Consider the following 21,484-nt stretch of genomic DNA (forward strand, 5'->3'; position numbering starts at 1 on the left):
AAATCAGGCTCGCCTCGATAGCACCGTGTCGACTGCTCTTCGGATTCAGGGGTATGCCGGCAATACCCGTAACTCTGGAACCGGAAATCGGCTGGAGTACGCCTGGATTATGCTGCGCAAGCCATCCTTCAGTTCGGAGTGGCGAAGACGGTACTCACCATGATTTGGATCGAAAACGTGAACATGGTTGCCCGATTGATGTGTGGCGATAGCATGGTTATCGCCGTTGGTTCGCATGATGACGAACACGTGAGATGCGTTGGCTTGGGCGAACATGTTTGCCAAAGTCTGCATTGCCTGTTCTTCGTGACTCATCACATCGACGACGACATCCGCTCCAAGCCGCACGCCGTAGTGCTGGAACGCAGGCGCGAACCATTCGCTGTACGGCCGGCCTTGGCCGCGAATCGCCAATTCATGCTGACGGTAGCCTTGTTGTTGAGCGCTAATACCCTCAAGCGTGTGAGCCTGAGTGAAATGTTCCATTCTTCCGTGGCTTGTCAGCGACGCATTGGCAATCGAATGAAGCCAAGCGGCAGAAAATACAACGCAAGCGGCTCTCAACTCCCCGACTTGAGCAAGCGCGGAGGCTTGTTCAAAAGGGGCATGCCTTACGTGCCGGCTCCTGTCCGATGGGGCAGAAGCACAAGCGCCGCCTACTGGAAGCTTCGCCCGCAAGCGAAGTCCTGGGCTGCTCACGTGGTGAACAGTCCTACTGTCGCGATCGCGAAATGGTGCCTTGGGTAGGGCACCACGCTGCAAATCCGGGGCGTGTGCGATTCGAGGAGACGCCTCTGACGGCATGTTCGATGGCGACTTGGACTGCGGGGCATCCAGCGACGGCATCGAAATGCCGTTGGCCGTGGACTGAATTTTCATTGGTTTGATGTCGTGTACGTCAAACAGAGAATTTTCGCCACGCGACAACCTGTCGCCCCGCCAGGTGCGAAGCTGCAAATCCAGATACGAATCAACGCATTGGTAGGACCGTGTGAAGCGTAGTCACGTTGTTGCGCTGCCAAGCGAACGACTGAGCGTCAAGCGCGCCCCTTTTTGCTTTCTTTTCTAGAGCAACAGTTTCGCCTTTTGCACGCTCCCCCGAGAGTGTTCCGTTCATATCATGGGTTATTTCAAATACAGGAGTTCCCATGGGATTGTGCGTTTCAAAACCTCGAACAGGAGGCGCCGATTATCAGTATGGTGGAGGGCAGCGGCGTGCTGCTGATTCTTCTGGGGCTCCAAGCACGCAATCCTCGCCTGCCCGCAGTCCGTCCTCATATCACCTGGACAATCTACCTAGGCGAGCGCGCAACAAAGCAAGGGCACTGGAGGACGCTGTCAAGAATTCGTCCGTGGCGTATACGCATCCTCAATTGGCCGCATATGCAGATGCCGTTTTGAGAGCTGCGGGCACGGATGGTGTCAATCCAGAAATATCGACACACGACGGCGAAAACATTGAAACGCTGGCGAATACTTACAACGCAAGACATCCTGATCTGAATCTTAAATACTTTCCTTGGGTGGAAATCTTCCTTGAGAAGCTCTACACCTCGAGTGAGCCGGCGTGGCGCGCATTGTTCCGGCTGACCACTCAGAACAGGCACAGAATCGCAGCAGATATCAGAACGCACGCTGACGGTGGTAAGACCGTGCTACTTCTGGAGTCGGCGCTCTCTCACACCTGGGACCCAAAGAAGAAAGAATATAAATTTATTGCCGGCATTCAGTCATTGCAAAAGAATATTGAAGACAATTTCAGAAACTGCAAAATGGCTGTCATCGATGTTGAGGCGCAAAAAGCCCACATCGGTTGCACAATATTTTCATTAAATTTTCTGCTTAACGCATACCAAAAAGACGAGTTATTCAACAGTCTTCATGAAAGATTGAATGAAAACGGAAGGTGCTTTGAAGGCCACCAATCAGAATTCATCGGTGGCATGGAATACATTGAGGGAACGAAAGTACTCCCGCCCGTCTTCTATAAGCATGCGCAGTCGCGTGGAACTGTAGACAACTTTGTTACGCACCAAGGCCAATTTCAGAATACCAATGTGAGCACCAGCCGCTCCGGCCCTCGCGAAACACTTCAGGAGCGCGTTCAAAACTTCCGGATTACCCGTGGGGAACAGTCCTACAACATGTCGATCGAGGCGTCCCGTATGCGGAAAATCAGGAAGGCTATCGAAGACTTGTGATGTTGGATCGGCCCAGAGCAGCGCTCAGTCTGGCGCGTTGGTGTTGCCTCTCGGATGTTGGGAACTACCAATAAAAAACCCCCGAAAGCTGGCAGCCAACTTTCGGGGGACAACTCGACTGATCGACGGATCGTTGATCGACCAGTCGTCCGCACATCAATTGCTGTAGATCAGCCCACGCGCCGCACCATTGACGTAGATGCGGCCGTACGTGTTCCAGTCGCCCGCCATCACGCCGGAGTCGCCAAACTGGTGTGCATCGTCGTTAAAGCGCGACCACGTTGCGCCGCCGTCGTCAGAGCGATAGATGCCCCAGACGCCGTTGAGCGTGCCTTCCACATAGACGGCGGCGGAGTACGGCGCGCCCGCTTGTGCCTTGCCCAAGGTGAGCACGGTGGCGCCCATCGTGCCGTTGGCGGGTGCGAAGGCGTTGAGCTTTGTCCACGTGGCACCGGAATCCACCGAGTGGTACACGGCAGCGCCGTCAGCCAGCCAGATGTCGCCCTCGGCGTTGGGGTTGACCACCATGGATGTATCCCACCACGAGTTCCAGGCCATGTTTGCGTTGACGGAGCCCTGGCTGAGCGTGAAGGTGTGGCCGCCGTCGTTCGAGACGTAGACCTTGCCGCGCTGCCAGCTCCACGGTGCGCCGCCGGAGTCGTAGGCGTAGACCTTGTTGGGGTTCTTGCGGTCTGCGGCCAGGCGGTAGCCACGGGCGTAGCCGTTCCAGGTGGCGCTGAACGCCGGCAGGTTGGTGGCCGTCCAGCTCGCGCCATTGTTGGTGCTGTACGACGGCACCGAATTGGGCGGTGCCCAGGTCACGTTGTTGCGCGACGGCACGACCAGGTTGCCTACGTTGCTCTGGCTTGCGGCGGCGCCATTGGGCAGCGATGCAAACGTCGACCAGCTATTGCCGCTATCGCCAGACCAGAAGCCCTTGGTGACATGGCCGTTGGCGTTGTCCACACCTGCGGCGGCAATGTATGACGGGTCTGCCCACGACATGTCGGCGGAGTTGCCGCTGCTCCACGTGTTCAACGGGCCTTTGGTGGGCCGCGTCGTGAGGTCTGTATTGACCCACGTGCCGATGTCGCCTGCGCTGTTGATGAAGTTGTACGAGGCACCGGGCGGGGCCGTCACGAGCGCGAGGGTGGCGGTCTCTTCAAGGTTGTCGACCTTGGCGCTCCAGGTGGGCGCGGGCGACGAGGCGTTCATGGTTTCGCAAACGCCGCCACCGTGCACGTGCATGATGTGGTCGCGGTTGGCGGGGTCGATCACAACGCTCTCAACCCAGCCGGAACAGCCACTTGAGGCAAGGCCGGTGTGCGGCATGCCGGCTTCGATTTCGCGCCAGGTGCTGCCGCCGTCGTCAGATAGCTGGATGGTTTTGCTGGTGTCGCTCCAGCCCGTCATGCCGAGTGCGATGCGGGCAGACGCGCCCAGGCCAGAGACGGACACGCCGCCAAAGCCGTTGCTGGTGGAGCTTTTGAGCAGCGTCCAGTTGCTGTCGTTGCTGCCCCCGAACTTGTAGAGGTAGCTGGGGCCGTTGATGCCCTGGCCAACGCCTGCGTTGAACACCGCGTAGAAGTTGCCATCAGACGTGCGCACCACGTGCGGGATGTAGTAGCCCGACACCGCCTGCGGAACGGACACCGGGCTCCACGAGAACCCGCCATTGGTGGATCTGTACAGGGTGGACGTGAGGCCCGCCGCGTTGGCGTAGTCCGGCGCAACGGTGGCCCACATGATCCACGTCGGCTGCCCGCCCCCCTTGCCTGACGTATCGAAAATCACCTGCTCCACGCCAATGGGGGAGTTGCCGCCGTTGATGGTGGTGGAAGACAGGCCAGTGACTTGCGCCCAAGTGTGGCCGGAATCCGTGCTCTTCCACAGGCCGGCAGTGCGCGAGCCGTAGAACAGCGTCGTGGGGTTGTTCGGGTCGACCTGCAGGCGCTCGCCGGTGCCTCGTCCGTTGTCGTTGCCGCCCACCGGGAACGGCAGATCGTAGTGCGTCCAAGTGTTGCCGCGGTCGCTGGAGATGTAGATGCGGCCGTTGTGACCCTGCGTGACGGTAATGCCCGTCATCATGTAGACCAGCTGGTCGTTGTTCGGGTCGAGCGCGATGCTTTCAACGCCGTGGAAATCGCCCTCGCCTGCGCCAAAACCGAGGCCGTCGGTGATGGGCGTCCAGGTGGAGCTGGCCGTGTCCCAACGGTAAGCGCCGCCAACGTCGGTGCGTGCATACAGCAGGCCGGCGTTGCTTGGGTGGTAGATGAGGCCGGTGACATAGCCGCCGCCGCCCCACTTGACGCTGGTCCAGCTGGCCGCAGGCTGGCCGCTGACCGAGACGACAGCGGCCGTTCTGGCCGTGGTGGCCGTGCCGCCGCTACCGGCGACGCTGCTTCCGTCGCCGCCGCAGCCAGCCAGAAGAGCGGCCAGGAGGGCCGGGATGAGGACGTTGCAATTTCTATTCATCGGGGGTCTCAAGACTTCGATTGTTCGATTGATCGATAGGCCAGACGGACGGGCGAACCCTGCAGCGCTGCGGTAGCTCGTGCGTTTGGCTGAGAGCGCGGTGGCTGCTGGTGCTTGCCACCCCCTACTAAAGTGGGGTGTCGCGCACTGGGGGCGATAAGACACCGCGCGCGTGCATGGGTCAACGCAATGTGAGTTTTCTTGAGAGTTGGGCGGGAACCGCCTGACGGCGTTGGCTTTGCGTGCGCAGTGGAGCGCCGCGTTGGCGCGCGCAGAATGGGCGCACGCCACGGGTGACGTGTCACCAGACAAACTTATAATGTCGCCCGGCCACCCGCCTACGCCGCCACCGCCTGCCGCGCACAAAACTTGCGCTGCATACGCCGTGGCGCCGCCGCCGCACCATCACCCGGCCGAGCCCTTTTGCCCAACGCCATGCCCTACCGCTTCCGTCCGTTGTCCGTTTTGTGCGCTGCTGCCAGCATCGCTGCCGCTTTGGCTGCGTGCAGCTCTGCGCCCACGCCGCTTTATCAGCAGGAGCAGTTTGATGCGGCGGCAAGCCCCTATGCGCGCACCTTCCACGCCAAGTCTGACGCGACGTGCGAGGCGGCACGCCGGGCGCTGCTGAGCCAGGGGTATGTGTCGAGCTCGCCCCGCGCCGACACGATCGACGGCAGCAAGAACTTCCAGCCGAGCAACGATTCGCACGTGGTGATCTCGTTCCACGTGGTGTGCGCAGAGGCCAATACCGAGGGCACGTCGAGCACGGCCTATGTGAACGCGGTGCAAGACCGCTACACGCTCAAGAAGACGAGCACGTCGGCAAGCGTGGGCTTGAGCATCCTGGGCTCGGTGTCGCTGCCCATCGGCTCGGGCGACGATTCGATGGTGAAGGTGGCAAGCGAGACGATTCCGGCCGGGGTGTTCTACGAGCGCTACTTCAACCTGGTCGACCACTTCCTGAAGATCGACCCCGCCCGCCATGACCGCAAGATCGCCAAGGCGGCAGAGAAGGAACACGTGGCCCCGCTGCCCGAGCCCGCACCCACGCCGCAAGGCGAGCCGATGAAGATGACAACGCCGGTGGTGCCCACGCCGGCCGCGCCGCCTGTGCCGGTGGCGGCGCCTGCTTCGGCTCCGGCTGCTGCGCCCGCTTCCGCGCCGGCAGCGGCGCCTGTGGTTGCGCCGGCTTTGAAGGCGCCGGTTGAAGCTGCTCCGGCATCGGCCCCTGCAGTGACGACGCCGGCACCGGCGCCGAACGCAGCGCCCGCGTCTGCGCCGGCAGGTTCAACCACGGGCGGTGCAAGCTGAGCGCGATGCGCGCGTCGATTGCCGCTAGATAAAAGAAAGCCGCCTTTGGGGCGGCTTTTTTGTTGTGGCGTTGTGTTAGAGCGCTTCAAGCATCTGCAGTGTTTCCGGGTGTTTTTCCACCAGCTTGATGAGCACCGCCGCTTGTGTATTCGGCTTGGCGGTGCCTTGCTCCCAGTTTTGATATGTCCGCACATTGACGCGTAAGCGCCGCGCCATGACAGCCTGCGACGCATGTGCTGCCGCGCGGACGGCCTTGATCTCTTCGGCGCTCACGTCCACCGGCTCGGGCGCTCGCGCCTTGACCTTGCGGAGGGTAGTCTTGCCTTCGCGTTCTGCAGCAAGCGCGTCCATTCCCTCTTTCAGTTCAGCAAACAGGTTTCGTTTCATCGCCCGCTCCTTGCCTTGGCTTCTCGTTCCAGCAGTTGCGCGAGCACTTTGCGCTCATCGCTGGAGAGGTCGCTCACTTCATCCTTGTCGTAGACGGTAAACATCCAAAACTGCCCGCCTGGATTCCAGTAGTAATAGATAACGCGCAGACCGCCGCGTTTGCCCTTGCCTCGTCGCTTGTCCGAAAACCGGATCTTGCGCAAACCGCCCGTGCCTTTAATCACATCGCCCGCATCTGGCTGCGCAAGCAGCGTGTATTGCAGTGCTCTGTACTCGTCATCCGAGAGGTAGTGCTCTCGTAGCCGCTGAAAAGGCGGCAATTCTATGAAGGTGGCTTCCATGATGCCACAAACTATACGTTCTCTGCGTATAGTTTCAATTGGCTGGATTCTGATTGCATGGCATGCGCGTTGCCTCGAGTCGGCCCTGGGTTAACCCACCACCGGCGCATGGCGCGCCATCAACTCATCCACCCACCCCACGAACGCACGCAGCTTTGCGCTCACGCGTCAACCCCGAAACGCAGTTCGAGCCCATCTGGAAGGTGGTCGGAGAGCATTGGGGCGAAGCGCCCTACCCCACGCTCACGGGCATTGGCGTGACGTGGCTCTACGGTTTCCGGTTCGAGATCAAGGTGATCGCGAAGCTGCCCGAGCCGGCATGACGCATGCGTCAAACCTACGAGAAGCAGTAACCGCTTCCGCCGCAGGACTGTGCGAGAGTACAAATCACGGCAATGGCATCCACTTCACATCACGGGCACGCGCAAGCTGTGGAATGCCTCGACCGCAAATGCCGATGCCCGCCCCTTGAGGAGACATGCATGGTCAGCAAGAACACGATCTGTCTGTGGTACGACCGCGACGCGCTGGATGCGGCCAACTTCTACGCCAAGACCTTCCCTGACAGCAAAGTCACCGCTGTACACCGCGCGCCCGGCAACTACCCCGCCGGTCAGGAGGGCGATGTGCTGACGGTGGAGTTCACCGTGGCGGGCATTCCGTGCCTGGGGCTCAACGGCGGCCCGCACGTCAAGCACAGCGATGCGTTTTCGTTCCAGATTGCGACCGACGACCAGGCCGAAACCGATCGGCTGTGGAACGCCATCGTCAGCAACGGCGGGCAGGAAAGCGCGTGCGGCTGGTGCAAGGACAAGTGGGGGCTGTCGTGGCAGATCACGCCGCGCGCGCTCACTGCGGCATTTACTGATCCGGACCGCGCGGCGGCCAAGCGCGCATTCGACGCGATGATGACGATGGGCAAGATCGACATTGCCAAGATCGAGGCGGCGCGGCGCGGCTGAGTTCACCGGTTGCCGCATCTGCATTGCCGAGCGCCAGCGGCTCGGCAATGCAGACCAATGCCTTGATCAGACCGCGCTGGTTTAGTGGGGCCGCGCGGTCACTTCTGTGCCTGCGTCCCGGCCCCCTGGTTTTGGCGCGGGTCGTAGCCGGTGAAGTACCAATGCCCGTCAGCTCCTAGCTGGAAACTCACCTTCTCGTAGACGATGCGGCCATCGGCTAACCGCGTTGCGTAGTCGACGTTTGCATACAGGCCATCGGGGACGTCTTTGACCTTCGTATAGGTGAGCCGCGTGACAGATGCCCAGCCGCGCTGGCTGACAGCCCCCACAGACTTGCGCGCTTGCGTGAGCCCGCTGGCAAAGCGATCCGGCGTGTAGAACCCGCGTACGAAAGGCGCCGTCTGCTGCCAGAGCGCGGTGTAGTCGCCCGCGTCGATGCGCTTGAGCGCGAGCGCAGCGTTGCCGAGCAACTCATCTGCGGAGTCGCCCGCTTCTGCGCCGTGTGCCAGCACAGAAGCGGCGGCAAGGGCGCACGCCGCAACCACCTTGAATGCGCCGTTAAAACGTTTCATCAACCACTCTCCTTCGGGTCTGTCTGGTTACTGCGCGGGCTTTGCCGGTGCAAAGGTTTCGCACTGCGGGTCGGCCCATCGCGTCTTGGTCACGCGGTTGTCGTCGTCAAACTGGATCTGGTACTGACACGCGACGGGCTTGTCTGCGCTGCGGAAGTGGAACAGGTAGTTCCACACGCGCACGCGAAATACGCTCTCATGAAAATGCGGCACGCCGATCAGGTCATAGACCTGGCCCTTCGTCATGCCGGGCTCGACCATGCGCAGGTGGTCTACGTTGGGGAACGAGCCCTCGGGCGTCATCGCCGTGTCCAGTTTGGGGAACGCGGTATCGGTGGGGCCAGGGCCCGCGCATGCCGAAAGGGCGAAGATGCACGAGAGCGTTGCGATGCTGGCTGGGATTGCGCGCTTGTTCATATCAGGAATCCGAAAGTGTCACGTTGCGGTGGTTGCTGTGCTGCGGCTGGCCTCACCACTGATACCCGGCACCGACCACGGCGCCATACGTGCCGCGCGTGTTGGTGGAGACGGCGGCCTTGTAGATCCAGCGGTTGTTTTCCGACACCGTTGAGATACCGAGCGCCTGCCCCGATTGGCCGTTGTAAACACTGCCTGCCACCGCCACCATGCTCTTGCCGGGGCCTGTGGGTTGCGGCAGGCCCGCCATTGCCATGGCCATGGCGGTGCCGCCGTCCGCATCGCGCCGGTACGAATCGATGCTGTTGCGCAGGCCCGCGACCTGGTTGTCGGTGTAGTTGTTGGCTTGCGTGATGGCGTTGTTCAGCTGTGACACGTTGACGGCATCGGTGGGCGCCGTGCCGGCGGCCACGTTGACGACCTGCCGCGACAAGGTGGAGGAGCCCACCGAGACGACATCCGTGCGGCCGCCGTCATTGCTGCCCGCGCCAATGGCGGTTGACCCGCTGCCCGTGGCCACGGCGCCAGTACCAACGGCGGTGGTGTTGTTGCCGGTGGCCTGCGAGCTATTGCCCAGCGCCGTGCTGTTGCTGCCCGACGCCACCGAACCCGTGCCACCGGCGGAGGAGTTCGGCCCCGGCGTGGTCGGCGGCGTGTTGTTGGTGGTGCCGTTGGGCGAGGTAGAGGTGAATGGGCCACCGCTGTTGCTGATGATCGTTGAGAGCTGCTGCTGGACGGCCTGCAACTGCGACACGTTGACCGCATCCGTACCCAGGCGGCCGGCAGCCACGCCCGTGATCTGGCGGTTGCCCACGTTCAGCTCACCCGACGACGTTTGCGGCGCCGTCAGCCCGAATGCCATGTAGTTGGTCAACGCGCCCACGGAGGTGAGCGAACCGGCGCCCAGCGCAACGCTATTGGCAAAGGTGGCGTTGGCGCCAGAGCCCAGTGCCATCGCATCAACGCCATTGCTCTTTGCAGCCGAGCCAATGGCGATGCCGCCCGCCAACGCAGCGTTTGCGTTGGCGCCCTGCGCGATGGACTGCGCACCGTTTGCCGTCGATCCGCTGCCCAATGCAATCGCGTCGGCCTGGCCGGAGGTCGATGCCTGGCCGATGGCAATGCCGCCAGGCGCGGTCTGCTGGACGATCGCGCCGTTGCCGATGCCGACACCGTTGTCGCCGTTGACCACCGTCGTCGGGCCAACGGCCACCGACTGCGAGCCGACCGCGAGCGAATCGGCCGCTGTCGAGTTGGCGTGGAAGTACAGCGTCGGCGTGACCGCGAAGGATTGCAGCGCGCCGGTCAACTGGCGGATCGTTGCCGCATCGTGCTGGCCCGTGCCGTCGGCTACGTTGGTCAACTGGCGATACGTATTGCCCGCCGCGCTACCGAACGACACGGCGCCCAGCAGCGTCCCGTCGGACGTGTTGAACGGCACAGCCTGACTCCCTGCCGGAATCGACCCGATACCAGAAGCAATGGGGCGGTCAGAGATCGCGCCAGAGCCGATCGCCACACCGCCTGCCACCGACACCGTCGACAGCGAACCGAGTGCGAGCGCGTTGGCCGTTTGCGCCTGCGCACCGTTGCCGGCTGCAAGGCTCGTGGCGCCAGCTGCAACCGCCAGCGGCCCAATGGCCACGCTGTCGGTGCCGGTGGCCTGGCTGTCAGCCGCCGTGGAGTTGGCGTGGAAGTACTTGATGCCGCCGCCGTTCTGGATGTTGGTAATCGAGTTGCCCAGGTTCGTGACGTTCTGGTTGGTGGCGAAGAGCTGCGAGCCATTCACCGCATCCGTGCTGGTGGCATTCAACGCGCCCGGTGCAACGTTGGTGATGATGTTCGGGCCCGTGCCGCCGTGGTTGGCACTGAAGGCGCCCGTGCCGCCGTTGGCGGTCGGGTCCCACAGCAGCGCGTCGTTCTTCGTCTGCGTCAGCTCGGTTTGCACCGACTGCAACTGGCTCACGTTCACGGCATCCGTTGCCGCCGAGCCTGCAGCCACGTTGGTGATGCGGCGCTCGTTGCCGGCCGAACCCACAGAGACTTCGCCCACAGGTGAGGTGCCTGCCAGCGCTGCCGTGCCGGGGTTGTACGCGGCGGTGCCCAGGTTGGCGGTGGTGGTGGAATTGGCGCCGAGCGCGACGGAGTTGGCAGCCGTGGCCTGCGCGCCGTTACCCATGGCCACGCTATTTGCACCGCTGGCCACCGCAAGCGGCCCGACGGCCACGCTTTCCGTGCCGGTGGCCTGGCTATCCGCCGCCGTGGAATTGGCGTGGAAGTACTTGATGCCCCCGCCGTTCTGGATGTTGTTGACCGTGGTGAAGATGCCGTCCACCGCCTGATTGGTCGCAAACAACTGCGAGCCGTTGACGGCGTCGGTGCTCGAATTGCTCAGGCGCCCGGCAGCGACATTGGTGATCTGACGCTCTGCGCCGAGCGCACCGACGCTGACAACGCTGGTCGGGTTGGTCCCTGCGAAATTGCGCGTGGCACCGGCGATAACAGCGCTCCCCGTCGGATTGGATGCGGCGGTAACGGAGCCGGAGCCCAGTGCCACATCCCCTGCATTGGTTGCACGTGCAGTCGCACCAAGCGCAAGCGCGTTCGCGGCTTGTGCCTGGGCCCCATTACCCGTCGCAACGCTGTTCGCCCCGCTGGCAACCGCGAGCGGCCCGACGGCGACGCTATCCGTGCCGGTGGCTTGGCTATCCGCCGCCGTGGAATTGGCGTGGAAGTACTTGATGCCCGCGCCGCTCTGGATGTTGTTGACGGTGGTGAAGATGCCGTCCACCGCCTGATTGGTCGCGAAGAGTTGCGAGCCGTTGACCGCATCGGTGCTCGAGTTGCTGAGGCGACCTGCGGCGACGTTGGTGATCTGACGCTCGGCACCAAGCGCACCGACGCTCACAACGCTGGTCGGGTTGGTCCCTGCGAAATTGCGCGTGGCACCGGCAACCACCGCGCTCGCTGTCGGGTTGGATGCGGCGGTAACGGAACCGGAGCCGAGTGCAACGTCGCCGGCATTGGTGGCCCGTGCAGTCGCGCCCAGTGCAAGCGCGCTGGCGGCTTGCGCTTGCGCACCGTTGCCGGCTGCCACGCTGTTCACCCCAGTGGCGACCGCGAGCGGCCCCACGGCGACGCTGTCCGTGCCGGTGGCTTGGCTATCCGCCGCCGTGGAATTGGCGTGGAAGTACTTGATACCCGCGCCGCTCTGGATGTTGTTGACGGTGGTGGAAACACCATCGATGGCCTGGTTGGTCGCAAAGAGTTGCGAGCCGTTGACGGCATCGGTGCTCGAGTTGCTGAGCTGGCCCGCGGCGACGTTCGTGATCTGACGCTCTGCGCCGAGCGCACCGACACTCACGACGCTGGTCGGGGTCGCACCCGCAAAGTTGCGCGTGACACCGGCAACCACCGCGCTCCCTGTCGGGTTGGATGCGGCGGTAACGGAGCCGGAGCCCAGTGCCACATCCCCTGCGTTGGTTGCACGTGCAGTGGCGCCGAGTGCCAGCGCGTTGGCGGCCTGTGCCTGGGCACCGTTACCCGTCGCAACGCTGTTCGCCCCGCTGGCGACCGCGAGCGGGCCCACGGCGACGCTGTCCGTGCCGGTGGCCTGACTATCCGCCGCTGTGGAGTTGGCGTGGAAGTACTTGATGCCCGCGCCGTTCTGGATGTTGTTGACCGTGGTGGAGACGCCATTCACCGCTTGGTTGGTCGCAAACAACTGCGAGCCGTTGACCGCGTCGGTCGAGCTGCTGCTAAGCCGTCCGGCTGCGACATTCTGGATCTGCCGCGGCGCGGCAGCCGAGCCCACACTGACGACATCGCCCGCCGCCGGCGTACCGCCCGCGAACGTATAGTTCGTCCCTGCGATCGTGGCGTTCGGCGTCTGCACGGCCGCCGACACGGTCGAGGCATTGCCGAGGACAACTGCGCCATCCAGGCCGCCGGCTACCGTCACGCCGTTGCCCACGACAAACGCGTTGTTCGCATTGATCGTGTTGTTGTTACCGAGCGAATACGAACCCGAGCCCGTGATGGTGCTCGGATCGCCGATCGCGCCGGAATTCGCGCCGCTGACGACGTTGCTTGTGCCAATGCTCACGCTGTTGGCGCCCGTAGCCTGCGCGCCAAGACCCATTGCAACGGCGTTCGTGCCAGATGCCACCGCATTGTTTCCGATGGCCGTGGCCGATACACCAGACGCTTTTGCGCCGCTACCCATGGCAGTTGCACCACTTTGCGAAGCCGCCGACGCGTTGCCCACCGCCACACCAAAGCCGCCTGAAGCCGCCGACAGAACGCCGATGGCGATCGAGCCCGTGGCTGATGCCTTGGCGTTCAAACCAACCGAAGTGGTGCCGTTTGCAGTGACACCGATGCCGGCGTTCGTGCCGATCGCGACGTTGTCGTTGCCGGATACCAAACTACCCGCGGAAGCGGCCAGCGTACCGTCATACGTGACCGAGCCATCGCCCGAGCCGAACGCGACGTTGCGCGTGCCGGTGACGCCAGACCCCGCGCCGCGCATCGCACTCGCGATACCGCCACCGACTGCGGTGTTTTGCGCGCCACTCACGAGCGTGCCGGTGGCGATACCGACGGCGACCGAGCCGGTGTTACCGGTAGTTGAGCCGGCGCCAGCACCTTGGCCCGCCGCAACAGTGCCGTCGCCGATGGCGAGCGCCTGCCCGCCGATTGCGAGTGCCGTGTTGCCGCTGGCTTTTGCGCCGTTACCGACAGCGGTGGCGGCGGCATTCGTCGCCTGGGCGTTTGCGCCAAGCGCGACGGCGTTGTCTGCGGTTGCCTTTGCCAAAGACCCGACGGCAGTCGTCAAGTTGCCGCTGGCAACGCTTTGGACGCCGATACCAATGCCCGCCGTGCCGCTGGCAGTGACGTCCGTACCGATACCAATCGTCGAATCGGCAGTTGCACCGGTACCCGGAGCGGTGCGTGCACCCACGTTGATGGAATTGGTTCCGGAGGCAATGGATTGAAAGCCGACAGCAACTGCGTTAAGGCCCGTGCTGTTGGCGCCATAACCCACCGCCGTGGACCCGCCTTGCGTGGCGATCGACATAAAACCGACACACGTCGTGCTTCCACTGTAGAAGTTGTACGGGGCCGTAGAACAGTTCACTTGCGCATATGCCTGCTCAGATGCAGCCGAGCCCAAAAGCGCCACGGCGGCGGCAGCCACAGTCATCGCATGCCCTGCCATCTTCCTACCGGCGCGCCGCACAACCGTGCCCCCCTTCCCTTTAGCCTTATCCACCTCCGATGCGGCCACCCAGGCGCCCAGCGCATCATTCCAAATCGTTTTATATGATTTGTTCATATTGATTCCATCGTGCTCGCCGTGAGCTCAAGAAAAAAACAGAAAAACCGGGTGAGCCATCGCGCAGCGCAAACCATAAGGACGAGCGCACCCTTGGCACCCGCAAATACAACGGGTTCCCGATTGATTGGAACTGCCAGAATTCAATGACCGATGACCACGTGGCTTTAAAAAGGACGCAGCAACTCAACGCTCCCTTTGGGAGCGTCTTCCATACAACGCGAGTTGGATGTTGGTCCGCCGAGCCTAACGTTTAGCGGTCAACGGCTTGGCCCGTGAAGGGCAATGGAAATCAGGGAGGATCAAAGGGCCATTTGATAGCGACATGAATGGCGTGGGCTGGGCATGGATCGACACCTCGCAGGTGCCTTATATTTGCCCAAACGTTTGCCCTGACCGTGTAGCTCGTCGTATTCATTGCTACCGTACCCCCGGCAGTGCGGCTTTCTTATTGACGAAGGAGCGCTATCTCATGCACAGACCCGTCTTGATGTGCAGGGGCTGAGATAGGCGCAGAGGGAAAAAAACTTCAAAGACTGAAGGAAAAATAGTCGAATTTGAATATTGTGTCTAGATATTTAGTACTAAGAAACGCAGGGTTTTTACAATTCGAACCACCCATCATGCGCATTTTGGTGCATGTGTTTGTTTAGACATACTCGGCTATGCGCCATTGTTAACGTATTGAAATATTCACCAGATATCGATGATTAAATCCACGCTCATGCAGGGGTTAATATCGACGGTTTCATTTCAAAGAAAACGTTGCGCAAAGAACGAAAAAAAAGCGGCACGCCTTGTATTGGGGCATGCCGCTTTTTTATCGCGCACACATTAGGGGATTTGGACTGCCGCTGCACCGGCGGCGTGCGTTTGGTGCATTTGTGCAGTTAGACGAGTGTGTTCACTTTCACTGCGCGGCTGGGCGCGGCATTGATGCACGAAACCGATGCGCAAGCGTGTGATAGAACGACGGCGTCAGCGCCTTGGAGACCTGGCTGGACAACAACGCCACCGCCATGAGCGGCAAGACCATCTCGTGGCCGTCGATCATCTCCATCACGATCACGAACGATGTGATGGGCGACTGCGTGACCGCCGCCAGGTAGCCGACCATGCAGAGCGCGGCAAGACTCGGCAGCGGTATCGCCGATGTCACCAGCGACATGACGTTGCCCAGCCCCGCCCCAATCGCCAGCGACGGCGCAAAAATGCCACCCGGAATGCCCGACAGGTACGACGCGATCAACGCGCAGAACTTGAGCACCGCATAGAACGGCGAAAGCGCCTGATGGGTCTCCAGCAGGCCCCGCGCTTCTGCATAACCGCTGCCGAACGTGGTGCCGCCTGAAACCAGGCCGATCAGCGCGATGGCGATACCGCACAGGAAGGCAAACCACACCGGTTGCCGTTGTTTGATGTCAACCAGCCGCGCAGGCATCCAGCGCGGTATGTTGAGCAGCAGCCAGCAGAACGCCCCGCCAGCCACGCCCGAGATGGCGCTCGCGGCAATCACCACGGGCACCAGCGCCAGATGAAACTGCCCAATGGCCTGGATGCGCCCGAAATACAGGTAGTTGCCTTGCAGGCCCAGGGCGACCACGCCAGAAAAAATGATGGCGGTGATGAGCGTGCCGCTGTTGCGGGCCACGAAACTGCGCGTGAGTTCTTCAATGGCAAACACGACGCCCGCCAGCGGCGTGTTGAACGCCGCCGCAAGCCCGGCCGCTGCGCCCGCCAGCGCGAGTTGCCGCTCGATGTGCTTGCTGCTTCGACGATAGCCCCGCCGCATGGCGTACATGAGCGATGCGCCGATCTGCACCGTGGGCCCCTCGCGGCCAATCGTGAAGCCACAGAGGATGCCCAGGAACGAGACCACGATCTTGCCGATCATGATGCGCAGGGAGAGCAGCGCACTGGATAGCCGCCCGTCCTCCAGCGTCGCAATGACCTGCGGAATGCCACTGCCCTCGGCACCGCGAAAAAACTGGCGCGTCAGCCAGATGGCAAGCGCCGCACCAACCGGTGTAATGACGATCGGCAGCCAGAACGCGTGCGACACCATGCCTCGAAAAAGCTCGAACCCTAAATCGATGATCTTGGCGTAGGCGACGGAAACCAGACCCACGAGAACGGCACCGAGCCAGAAGATGCCGTAGTTTGCCCAGAGTCTCCTGGCCCGACGCACTGATCGATCTGCGATGTGGAGAGGAGAAAACATGGGGCTGAGGTGTGGGGTCCGGGAAGCGGAGATTATAAGACCCGACATGAGTTGGCCTCCGTGCGGCCTTGATCGCACGCGGTAGTCCAGGCCGCGGTGCCCCGTGATAGAGTCGTCCGCCCTCCCCCGGATCGTGTAGCCCTATGTCGACATTCGCGCTTGTTCCCAAGCAAACGGCGTTGTTGGTCATGCACTACCAGACCGACATCATGGCGTTGTTTCCAGCCGTCGCACCCACGCTGCTCTCCAACACCCGCAAGCTGTGCGACGCTGCGCGAGCCAAGGACGTCAGCGTCTATTTCGCCAAGTTCCACTTCAGCCCCGGCTATCCGGAAGTCAGCCCGTTGAACAAGAACGGGCAAGGCGTCAAGCAACTGGGGCTGTTCGTTGAAGACCGCATTTCGCCGGAACTCGGGCGGGAGCCTGATGAGTCGATCATCATCGCCCACCGCGCCAGCGTGTTCTACGGCACCGATCTGCAGGTGCGGTTATCCGCCAAGGGCATTGATACCTTGATCATGGTGGGGGTGGCGTCGACGGGTGTGATGCTATCGTCCGTTGCCCACGCGAGCGATGCGGACTACCGCCTGTTCACCGTGAAGGACTGCTGCTACGACCCGGATCCGATCGTGCACGACCATCTTTTTGCCACGGCGTTTGAATCGCGCACGACGGTGCTGTCGCTGGCAGATGCGTTGTCGCTGCTGGAGTAGTCACAGAAGGTTTTCGGCGTGCCTCAGGCGCTGACCACCTTGTTCTTGCCGGCGCGCTTGGCCTGATACATGCCGCGGTCGGCGCGATGGATGGCCGCCATGGGCGGTTCGTCCTTGCCGACTTCCGCCACGCCGGCAGAGAAGGTGATGAACAGCCGCGTGTCGCCCGCCGCAAAGAAGCGTTGCGTGAGCGCTCGCTGCAGGCGGACGATGGTCTGCACGCCCTCTTCCAGCGACGTGTCGGGCATCAGGATCACGAATTCCTCGCCGCCAAAGCGGGCGAGCGTGTCTTGCGGGCGCATCGATTCGCGGGCCACCTGGGCCAGGTGCGACAGCGCATCGTCGCCAAAGCTGTGGCCGTGCGTGTCGTTGATCGACTTGAAGTCGTCGATGTCCAGGAACGCAATGGAGAGCGTGGTGTTCTGGCGCACCGCACGTGCAACTTCACGCTCCAGCGCTTCTTCCAGACCCTTGCGATTGAGTGCGCCGGTCAGCAGGTCGTGGCGGGCTGAAGCTGATGCCATGTCGAGCGCCTTGCGCAGTTGCGCCACCTCGGCGGCAGCCTCTTCGGCCTTGACCTTCATGGCCGACAGGACGTCGCGATTACGCGCCGACTCCACCGACATCCAGCGGGTGGCCGAAAGCGCGTCCTGAATGGCCGGCGCGATCTCTGCGATGCTGTTGGCCGATTCGATCTTCTTGGCACAGGCTTCCATCTGGCGGTGATGCTCGCCCGAGGTTTCAGCGGCAACGGACAGGCGCTCCATGAAGGCAGCCAGCAGCCGCTTCATCTCTTCCTGCGCTTCAATCGATTTCGACTTCAGCGAGCTTTGCTTCTGGATCACCTCCATGAGGCGACGCCGCAGGTCATCCAGCCGGCGCAGGCTCACGGGGGCCTCGCTGGCTTTCATCAGGGCGTCGATCTGGCCGCGCAGCCAGTGATCGTCCAATGACAACTCGCCGATGTTCTCAAACACCAGTTGCAGCAGGCCCAGCAGCGCCCGGCGGATCTCGCCCTGGTCTTCGGCCGCAAGCGACAACCGGTGGTTGAACGTCGAGAGCTTGGCGTTCAGGTTGGCAAGGCTTTCAAATTCGGAGCGGCAAGCGCGGATCAGCGCCCAGGCGGCGGGGCCGATGCTGGCATCGTCTTCACCAAGCACCGGAAGGCAGCATTCCACCGTGCGCGCGAGTTGTTCGCACAACTCCCGCACCAGTGCCATCCGATCGGCGTCCTGGGCGTCTCCGTTTGGCTTACTGCCGGCGATTTCGTAATAGATCGAGGCAAAGTTGTCTGGCGTGGGCGCCAACCTGCGTGAGGCCAGCAGCTTGAGGGCGTGCCGGGCGGTCTCCGAGGGATTGTTTTCTGTCATTCCGAACTACAGGTTGGCGAGCAGGGTTGGAGCGCGATTCTCCACGGTTCCGGCCCCACCGAAAAGCCGTCCAAAGGGTTGTGTGGGCATTGCGCTGCATGGTTGCAGCTCGCCAAAATGGGTGTCGAGGCAAGCATCTGCGCCAAGAGCGTGATCCCGTTTGGCATGATCGCCGCGCATGATGTTTCGCCGAGCGGGCGGGCGCCGCCAGCAATGACGCGCTGCGCCGCGCGCCGATTATCCAAGCGTCTGGATATACCTCAGGAATGAAGGGGATTCGCCTCGCGCTCCGTAGAACCGGATGACGCTCGACACGTCGCCGTACTGCTGCACCAGGCTTTCTGCAGCAGCGCGGGCGCGCCGAACCCCCGACACATTCTTCAGGAAGCAATCCATCAGAGCCGGGTCAAAGTACCGGCCGCTCTGGTCTGCCAGCGCATCGAGGGCGTCGTCCTCCGACATCCCTTGACGGTAGACGCGCGGCTCGAGCATGGCGTCGAACGCATCGGCAATCGATACGACGCGCGCGGCAAGCGGAACGTCGTCACCCGCAAGGCCGCCCGGATAGCCGCTGCCGTCAAAATGCTCGTGATGATGGCGCGCGACGCTGGCTGCCAATTGCAGGACCGGGTCAGGCGTTCCGGCAAGCAGGTCGGCACCGATATCCGAGTGCCGCTGCATGACCTCTTGCTCTGCGTCGGTGAGGGAGGCGGGCTTGAGCAGCACGTCATCCGGAATGCCCAGCTTGCCGATGTCGTGCACGGGTGCCACAAGGTAGATGCGCCTCTGCTCGGCGTCGTCCAGCTCCAAAACGTTTGCCAGGTACGCCGCAACAGCGGCCGTCCGGACAAGGTGGCCCAGGGCCGACGGATAGCGCGACCCGCCGGCAAGCGTCAGGCTGGCGAGGATGATGCGGGGGCGACCTTGTTGTGCCATGGTGTTGACCTTCTTGGTAGCGCACCTGTCAGCACGCAATGAGGCTCGATGGAGGATTGCACGATAGTCATCGCGCCAGTCGACCGCAACCACCTACGCGGGGCATTTTTGATCTAACCCGCCTGTAATCGCCGCCACAACGTCGTCTTGCTGATGCCCAATGCCGCACATACGGCGTCGCGATCGCCGTCGTGGGCTGCCAACGCCGTGCGTATCTCTTCGGCTTCCACGCCCCGGCTGCGCTCGCGCAGCGTCAATACCGCTGGTTTGCCGGGCGTGGCGTGGGCAAACACTTCCGGTGCAATCAGCCGCAGCACGTCTTGCGTGACGGCGCTGGCGTCTTCGGTGTACGCCAGTTCCACGGCAATCCGTTCGATCACGCTCTGGAGTTCGCGCACGTTGCCGGCCCAGGCGTAGCGCCGCAGCGGCTCCGCAATGTCGGCCAGCACGCGGGCAGCCTCTTCCGTATCGGCAATGCGCAGCAGCAGGCGCGGCTCGCGGCGCGCGGCTTGCACGAGCAGTTCAGCGGCCAGAGGCATCACGTCGTCGGGCCGTTCTCGCAGCGGGGGCAGCGCAATGCTCAGGATGTTGAGCCGGTAGTAAAGGTCGGCGCGGAACGTGCCGGCTTCTACCGCGTCCGTCAACGCGCGGTGCGTGGCGGCCATCACGCGGATGTCGACGCGTGTGGGCTCGGTGGAACCCAGCCGCACCACTTCACGCTCCTGCAGCACGCGCAGCAGGCGGCTTTGCAGCGGCAGCGGCATCTCGCCGATTTCATCGAGGAACAGCGTGCCGCGGTGCGCGGCTTCAATCAGCCCGGTCTTGCCGCCCTTGCGCGCGCCGGTGAAAGCGCCCTCTTCGTAGCCGAACAGTTCGCTTTCGAGCAGCGCCTCGGGAAATGCGCCGCAGTTGATGGCGACAAATGGAAAATCGCGCCGCGCGCTGAGCTGATGCATGCCCTGCGCGACCATCTCCTTGCCCGTGCCGGATTCGCCCAGCACGAGCACGGTGGCGTCGGATTTGGCATAGCGACGCACCAGCGTGCGCACGCGTTCCATCGGCAACGATTCGCCCACGAGGTCTTCGAGCCGGTAGCGCGCGCTGAACTGCTGCGGGCGCTGGCGCGAGCGCAATGTGCGGTCCAGCCGCTCCACCGCGCGGGATTCCTGGAAAGTGAAGACCGTGCCTTCAGAGGCGCCGGTGCTCGTCAGCGGCCCACGGTGGATGACGTAATTCACGCCCCGCACGGTGCCCAGCGTGTCGCCGTCGGCATCGGGCAGCAAGCCGAACAGGCTGGGCGCGATGCTCAGCAGCGGTTGCCCGATTGCCTGTTTTGCCTCGATCCCCAATGCAGTGGCCAGCCGCTGGTTGATGGCCTCCACGCGGCCCTGCGCATCCAGCGCGACCACACCGTCACGCAGATGCTGCAGCAGGTTGTCCAGCCGCTGCCGGCGCAGCGTTTCGCGGCGTGTGGCCTGTACGACTTCGAGTGCGGTATCGAACGCCGCACGCACGGAGTCACGCGAATACAGGAACACGGCGTTCATGCCCGCCTGCGTTGCCAGGTCCGTCACCAGACCGGGGCCGACCACCACGCCCACGCCGCGATCGCGCAGGTCCAGCACGCAGCTCTCTGCGCCCTGGCGCGAGGTGTACGAGGCAAACACCACGTCCATGCCATAGGCGGCGACAAAGCGGCGCACCTCTTCGGGCGTGTCGCCGTGGGTGACGAGCGCCACCGATTCCGCATCGCGCCGGGCGCGGGCCAGCGCGTGCATCACGTCAAAACCCGTCGGGTTGATGACGACCACGGGCAGCGACAGACGCGGCTTCAAATATGCGCCGTTGGACCCGCCCGCCACCACCACGTCGGGCCGCTCTGTGCCGGCGGCGTCGATCTCGCGCACGATGTCTTCAAAGCCGCGCGTGATGACGCGCAGTTCGGCGCGGTCGTTGTACTCCGCGGCAATGTCGAGGAAGAGATCGCTCAGGCGGCTGATACCGCAGGCCCAGATGCGGGGGCGGTCGGTCAAGTCGGTTCCAGTAGGGCTCATGGTGCGGTGCGGCCAGAAAAACAGCAGTCTCGACATTATGCGCCGCGCGTTTCCACATTGAAATTGCAAATTTCATTTTTGAAATGATGTGCGCCCGGGCGTCAACGTCACATTCATACAAATCAAGGGGTTACGACGCCTCGCCTGGGTGGCCCGCTTCCTGCTCTCTTAGGCCGATCTTTCTGG

15 protein-coding genes and 2 pseudogenes are annotated in these 21,484 nt (G+C 62.8%); 5 read left to right on the plus strand and 12 right to left on the minus strand.

Annotation, left to right across the window (positions count from 1 at the left end; all coding sequences use genetic code 11):
- Window positions 1-45: 45 nt before the first annotated feature.
- Window positions 46-879 (minus strand): YopT-type cysteine protease domain-containing protein, encoded by an 834-nt coding sequence (locus NKG59_RS04115; protein ID WP_315862592.1) that lies wholly within the window; start codon window positions 877-879, stop codon window positions 46-48.
- 269 nt (window positions 880-1,148) lie between these two features.
- Here NKG59_RS04115 and xopJ point away from each other — a divergent pair, with 269 nt between their 5' ends.
- Window positions 1,149-2,201, plus strand: coding sequence for a YopJ family type III secretion system effector XopJ (gene xopJ / locus NKG59_RS04120; RefSeq protein ID WP_253535498.1), 1,053 nt, complete (start codon window positions 1,149-1,151; stop codon window positions 2,199-2,201).
- 156 nt (window positions 2,202-2,357) lie between these two features.
- On the opposite strand, the gene NKG59_RS04125 is transcribed toward xopJ, so the two are convergent.
- Entirely contained in the window at window positions 2,358-4,676 is a 2,319-nt protein-coding gene (locus NKG59_RS04125; RefSeq protein ID WP_253535500.1) for a sialidase family protein, read from the minus strand.
- A gap of 435 nt (window positions 4,677-5,111) precedes the next feature.
- Between NKG59_RS04125 and NKG59_RS04130 the strand changes: the two genes are divergently transcribed.
- A complete protein-coding gene (locus tag NKG59_RS04130; protein ID WP_253535502.1) occupies window positions 5,112-5,987 on the plus strand; it encodes a DUF2242 domain-containing protein in 876 nt (291 codons plus the stop codon).
- A 75-nt stretch (window positions 5,988-6,062) separates the two neighbouring features.
- Here the strand turns inward: NKG59_RS04130 and NKG59_RS04135 are convergent, their stop codons facing one another.
- Window positions 6,063-6,374 (minus strand): helix-turn-helix domain-containing protein, encoded by a 312-nt coding sequence (locus tag NKG59_RS04135; RefSeq protein ID WP_253535504.1) that lies wholly within the window; start codon window positions 6,372-6,374, stop codon window positions 6,063-6,065.
- Window positions 6,371-6,715, minus strand: a complete 345-nt coding sequence (locus NKG59_RS04140) for a hypothetical protein (protein WP_045205491.1) — start codon at window positions 6,713-6,715, stop codon at window positions 6,371-6,373. Before NKG59_RS04140 ends, NKG59_RS04135 begins: the two co-directional genes overlap by 4 nt.
- Window positions 6,716-6,882: 167 nt before the next feature.
- Here NKG59_RS04140 and NKG59_RS04145 point away from each other — a divergent pair.
- Together NKG59_RS04145 and NKG59_RS04150 are read left to right on the plus strand one after the other, a co-directional pair.
- Window positions 6,883-7,038, plus strand: a pseudogene (locus NKG59_RS04145) (RidA family protein); the annotation flags it as partial.
- A 159-nt stretch (window positions 7,039-7,197) separates the two neighbouring features.
- A complete protein-coding gene (locus tag NKG59_RS04150; RefSeq protein ID WP_024978194.1) occupies window positions 7,198-7,677 on the plus strand; it encodes a VOC family protein in 480 nt (159 codons plus the stop codon).
- Window positions 7,678-7,775: 98 nt separating this feature from the next.
- On the opposite strand, the gene NKG59_RS04155 is transcribed toward NKG59_RS04150, so the two are convergent.
- The 5 genes and pseudogenes from NKG59_RS04155 to NKG59_RS04170 form a co-directional block, all read right to left on the minus strand.
- A complete protein-coding gene (locus NKG59_RS04155) occupies window positions 7,776-8,249 on the minus strand; it encodes a DUF4019 domain-containing protein (protein WP_045205493.1) in 474 nt (157 codons plus the stop codon).
- Window positions 8,250-8,276: 27 nt separating this feature from the next.
- Window positions 8,277-8,666: an outer membrane protein assembly factor BamE gene (locus NKG59_RS04160; protein WP_253535506.1), complete on the minus strand. Its 390-nt coding sequence runs from the start codon at window positions 8,664-8,666 to the stop codon at window positions 8,277-8,279.
- 52 nt (window positions 8,667-8,718) lie between these two features.
- On the minus strand, window positions 8,719-13,746 hold the full coding sequence (locus tag NKG59_RS04165; RefSeq protein ID WP_420804019.1) for a beta strand repeat-containing protein: 5,028 nt from the start codon (window positions 13,744-13,746) through the stop codon (window positions 8,719-8,721).
- Between the two features lie 123 nt (window positions 13,747-13,869).
- Window positions 13,870-14,004: pseudogene (locus NKG59_RS26495) on the minus strand (ESPR domain-containing protein); the annotation flags it as partial.
- 910 nt (window positions 14,005-14,914) lie between these two features.
- Window positions 14,915-16,225, minus strand: coding sequence for a chloride channel protein (locus NKG59_RS04170; protein ID WP_253535511.1), 1,311 nt, complete (start codon window positions 16,223-16,225; stop codon window positions 14,915-14,917).
- Window positions 16,226-16,368: 143 nt separating this feature from the next.
- Here NKG59_RS04170 and NKG59_RS04175 point away from each other — a divergent pair, with 143 nt between their 5' ends.
- On the plus strand, window positions 16,369-16,938 hold the full coding sequence (locus NKG59_RS04175; RefSeq protein ID WP_253535513.1) for a cysteine hydrolase family protein: 570 nt from the start codon (window positions 16,369-16,371) through the stop codon (window positions 16,936-16,938).
- Window positions 16,939-16,961: 23 nt separating this feature from the next.
- On the opposite strand, the gene NKG59_RS04180 is transcribed toward NKG59_RS04175, so the two are convergent.
- The 3 genes from NKG59_RS04180 to prpR all read right to left on the minus strand — a co-directional run bounded on the left by NKG59_RS04180 (window position 16,962) and on the right by prpR (window position 21,298).
- Entirely contained in the window at window positions 16,962-18,308 is a 1,347-nt protein-coding gene (locus NKG59_RS04180) for a GGDEF domain-containing protein (protein WP_253535515.1), read from the minus strand.
- Between the two features lie 237 nt (window positions 18,309-18,545).
- On the minus strand, window positions 18,546-19,244 hold the full coding sequence (locus tag NKG59_RS04185) for an HD-GYP domain-containing protein (protein WP_045205498.1): 699 nt from the start codon (window positions 19,242-19,244) through the stop codon (window positions 18,546-18,548).
- 113 nt (window positions 19,245-19,357) lie between these two features.
- Complete coding sequence (prpR, locus tag NKG59_RS04190) at window positions 19,358-21,298, minus strand: propionate catabolism operon regulatory protein PrpR (RefSeq protein ID WP_253535517.1); 1,941 nt, start codon at window positions 21,296-21,298, stop codon at window positions 19,358-19,360.
- Window positions 21,299-21,484 lie beyond the last annotated feature (186 nt).

This window comes from Ralstonia chuxiongensis (assembly GCF_024158925.1).
Taxonomy (GTDB): domain Bacteria; phylum Pseudomonadota; class Gammaproteobacteria; order Burkholderiales; family Burkholderiaceae; genus Ralstonia; species Ralstonia chuxiongensis.

Excerpts from the sequence above, each read along its gene's own strand:
- NKG59_RS04115 (WP_315862592.1), bottom strand. The coding sequence starts at position 879 with ATGAAAATTCAGTCCACGGCCAACGGCATTTCGATGCCGTCGCTGGAT.
- xopJ (WP_253535498.1), top strand. The coding sequence starts at position 1,149 with ATGGGATTGTGCGTTTCAAAACCTCGAACAGGAGGCGCCGATTATCAG.
- NKG59_RS04125 (WP_253535500.1), bottom strand. The coding sequence starts at position 4,676 with ATGAATAGAAATTGCAACGTCCTCATCCCGGCCCTCCTGGCCGCTCTT.
- NKG59_RS04130 (WP_253535502.1), top strand. The coding sequence starts at position 5,112 with ATGCCCTACCGCTTCCGTCCGTTGTCCGTTTTGTGCGCTGCTGCCAGC.
- NKG59_RS04135 (WP_253535504.1), bottom strand. The coding sequence starts at position 6,374 with ATGAAACGAAACCTGTTTGCTGAACTGAAAGAGGGAATGGACGCGCTT.
- NKG59_RS04140 (WP_045205491.1), bottom strand. The coding sequence starts at position 6,715 with ATGGAAGCCACCTTCATAGAATTGCCGCCTTTTCAGCGGCTACGAGAG.
- NKG59_RS04150 (WP_024978194.1), top strand. The coding sequence starts at position 7,198 with ATGGTCAGCAAGAACACGATCTGTCTGTGGTACGACCGCGACGCGCTG.
- NKG59_RS04155 (WP_045205493.1), bottom strand. The coding sequence starts at position 8,249 with ATGAAACGTTTTAACGGCGCATTCAAGGTGGTTGCGGCGTGCGCCCTT.
- NKG59_RS04160 (WP_253535506.1), bottom strand. The coding sequence starts at position 8,666 with ATGAACAAGCGCGCAATCCCAGCCAGCATCGCAACGCTCTCGTGCATC.
- NKG59_RS04165 (WP_420804019.1), bottom strand. The coding sequence starts at position 13,746 with ATGTCGATCGCCACGCAAGGCGGGTCCACGGCGGTGGGTTATGGCGCC.
- NKG59_RS04170 (WP_253535511.1), bottom strand. The coding sequence starts at position 16,225 with ATGTTTTCTCCTCTCCACATCGCAGATCGATCAGTGCGTCGGGCCAGG.
- NKG59_RS04175 (WP_253535513.1), top strand. The coding sequence starts at position 16,369 with ATGTCGACATTCGCGCTTGTTCCCAAGCAAACGGCGTTGTTGGTCATG.
- NKG59_RS04180 (WP_253535515.1), bottom strand. The coding sequence starts at position 18,308 with ATGACAGAAAACAATCCCTCGGAGACCGCCCGGCACGCCCTCAAGCTG.
- NKG59_RS04185 (WP_045205498.1), bottom strand. The coding sequence starts at position 19,244 with ATGGCACAACAAGGTCGCCCCCGCATCATCCTCGCCAGCCTGACGCTT.
- prpR (WP_253535517.1), bottom strand. The coding sequence starts at position 21,298 with ATGAGCCCTACTGGAACCGACTTGACCGACCGCCCCCGCATCTGGGCC.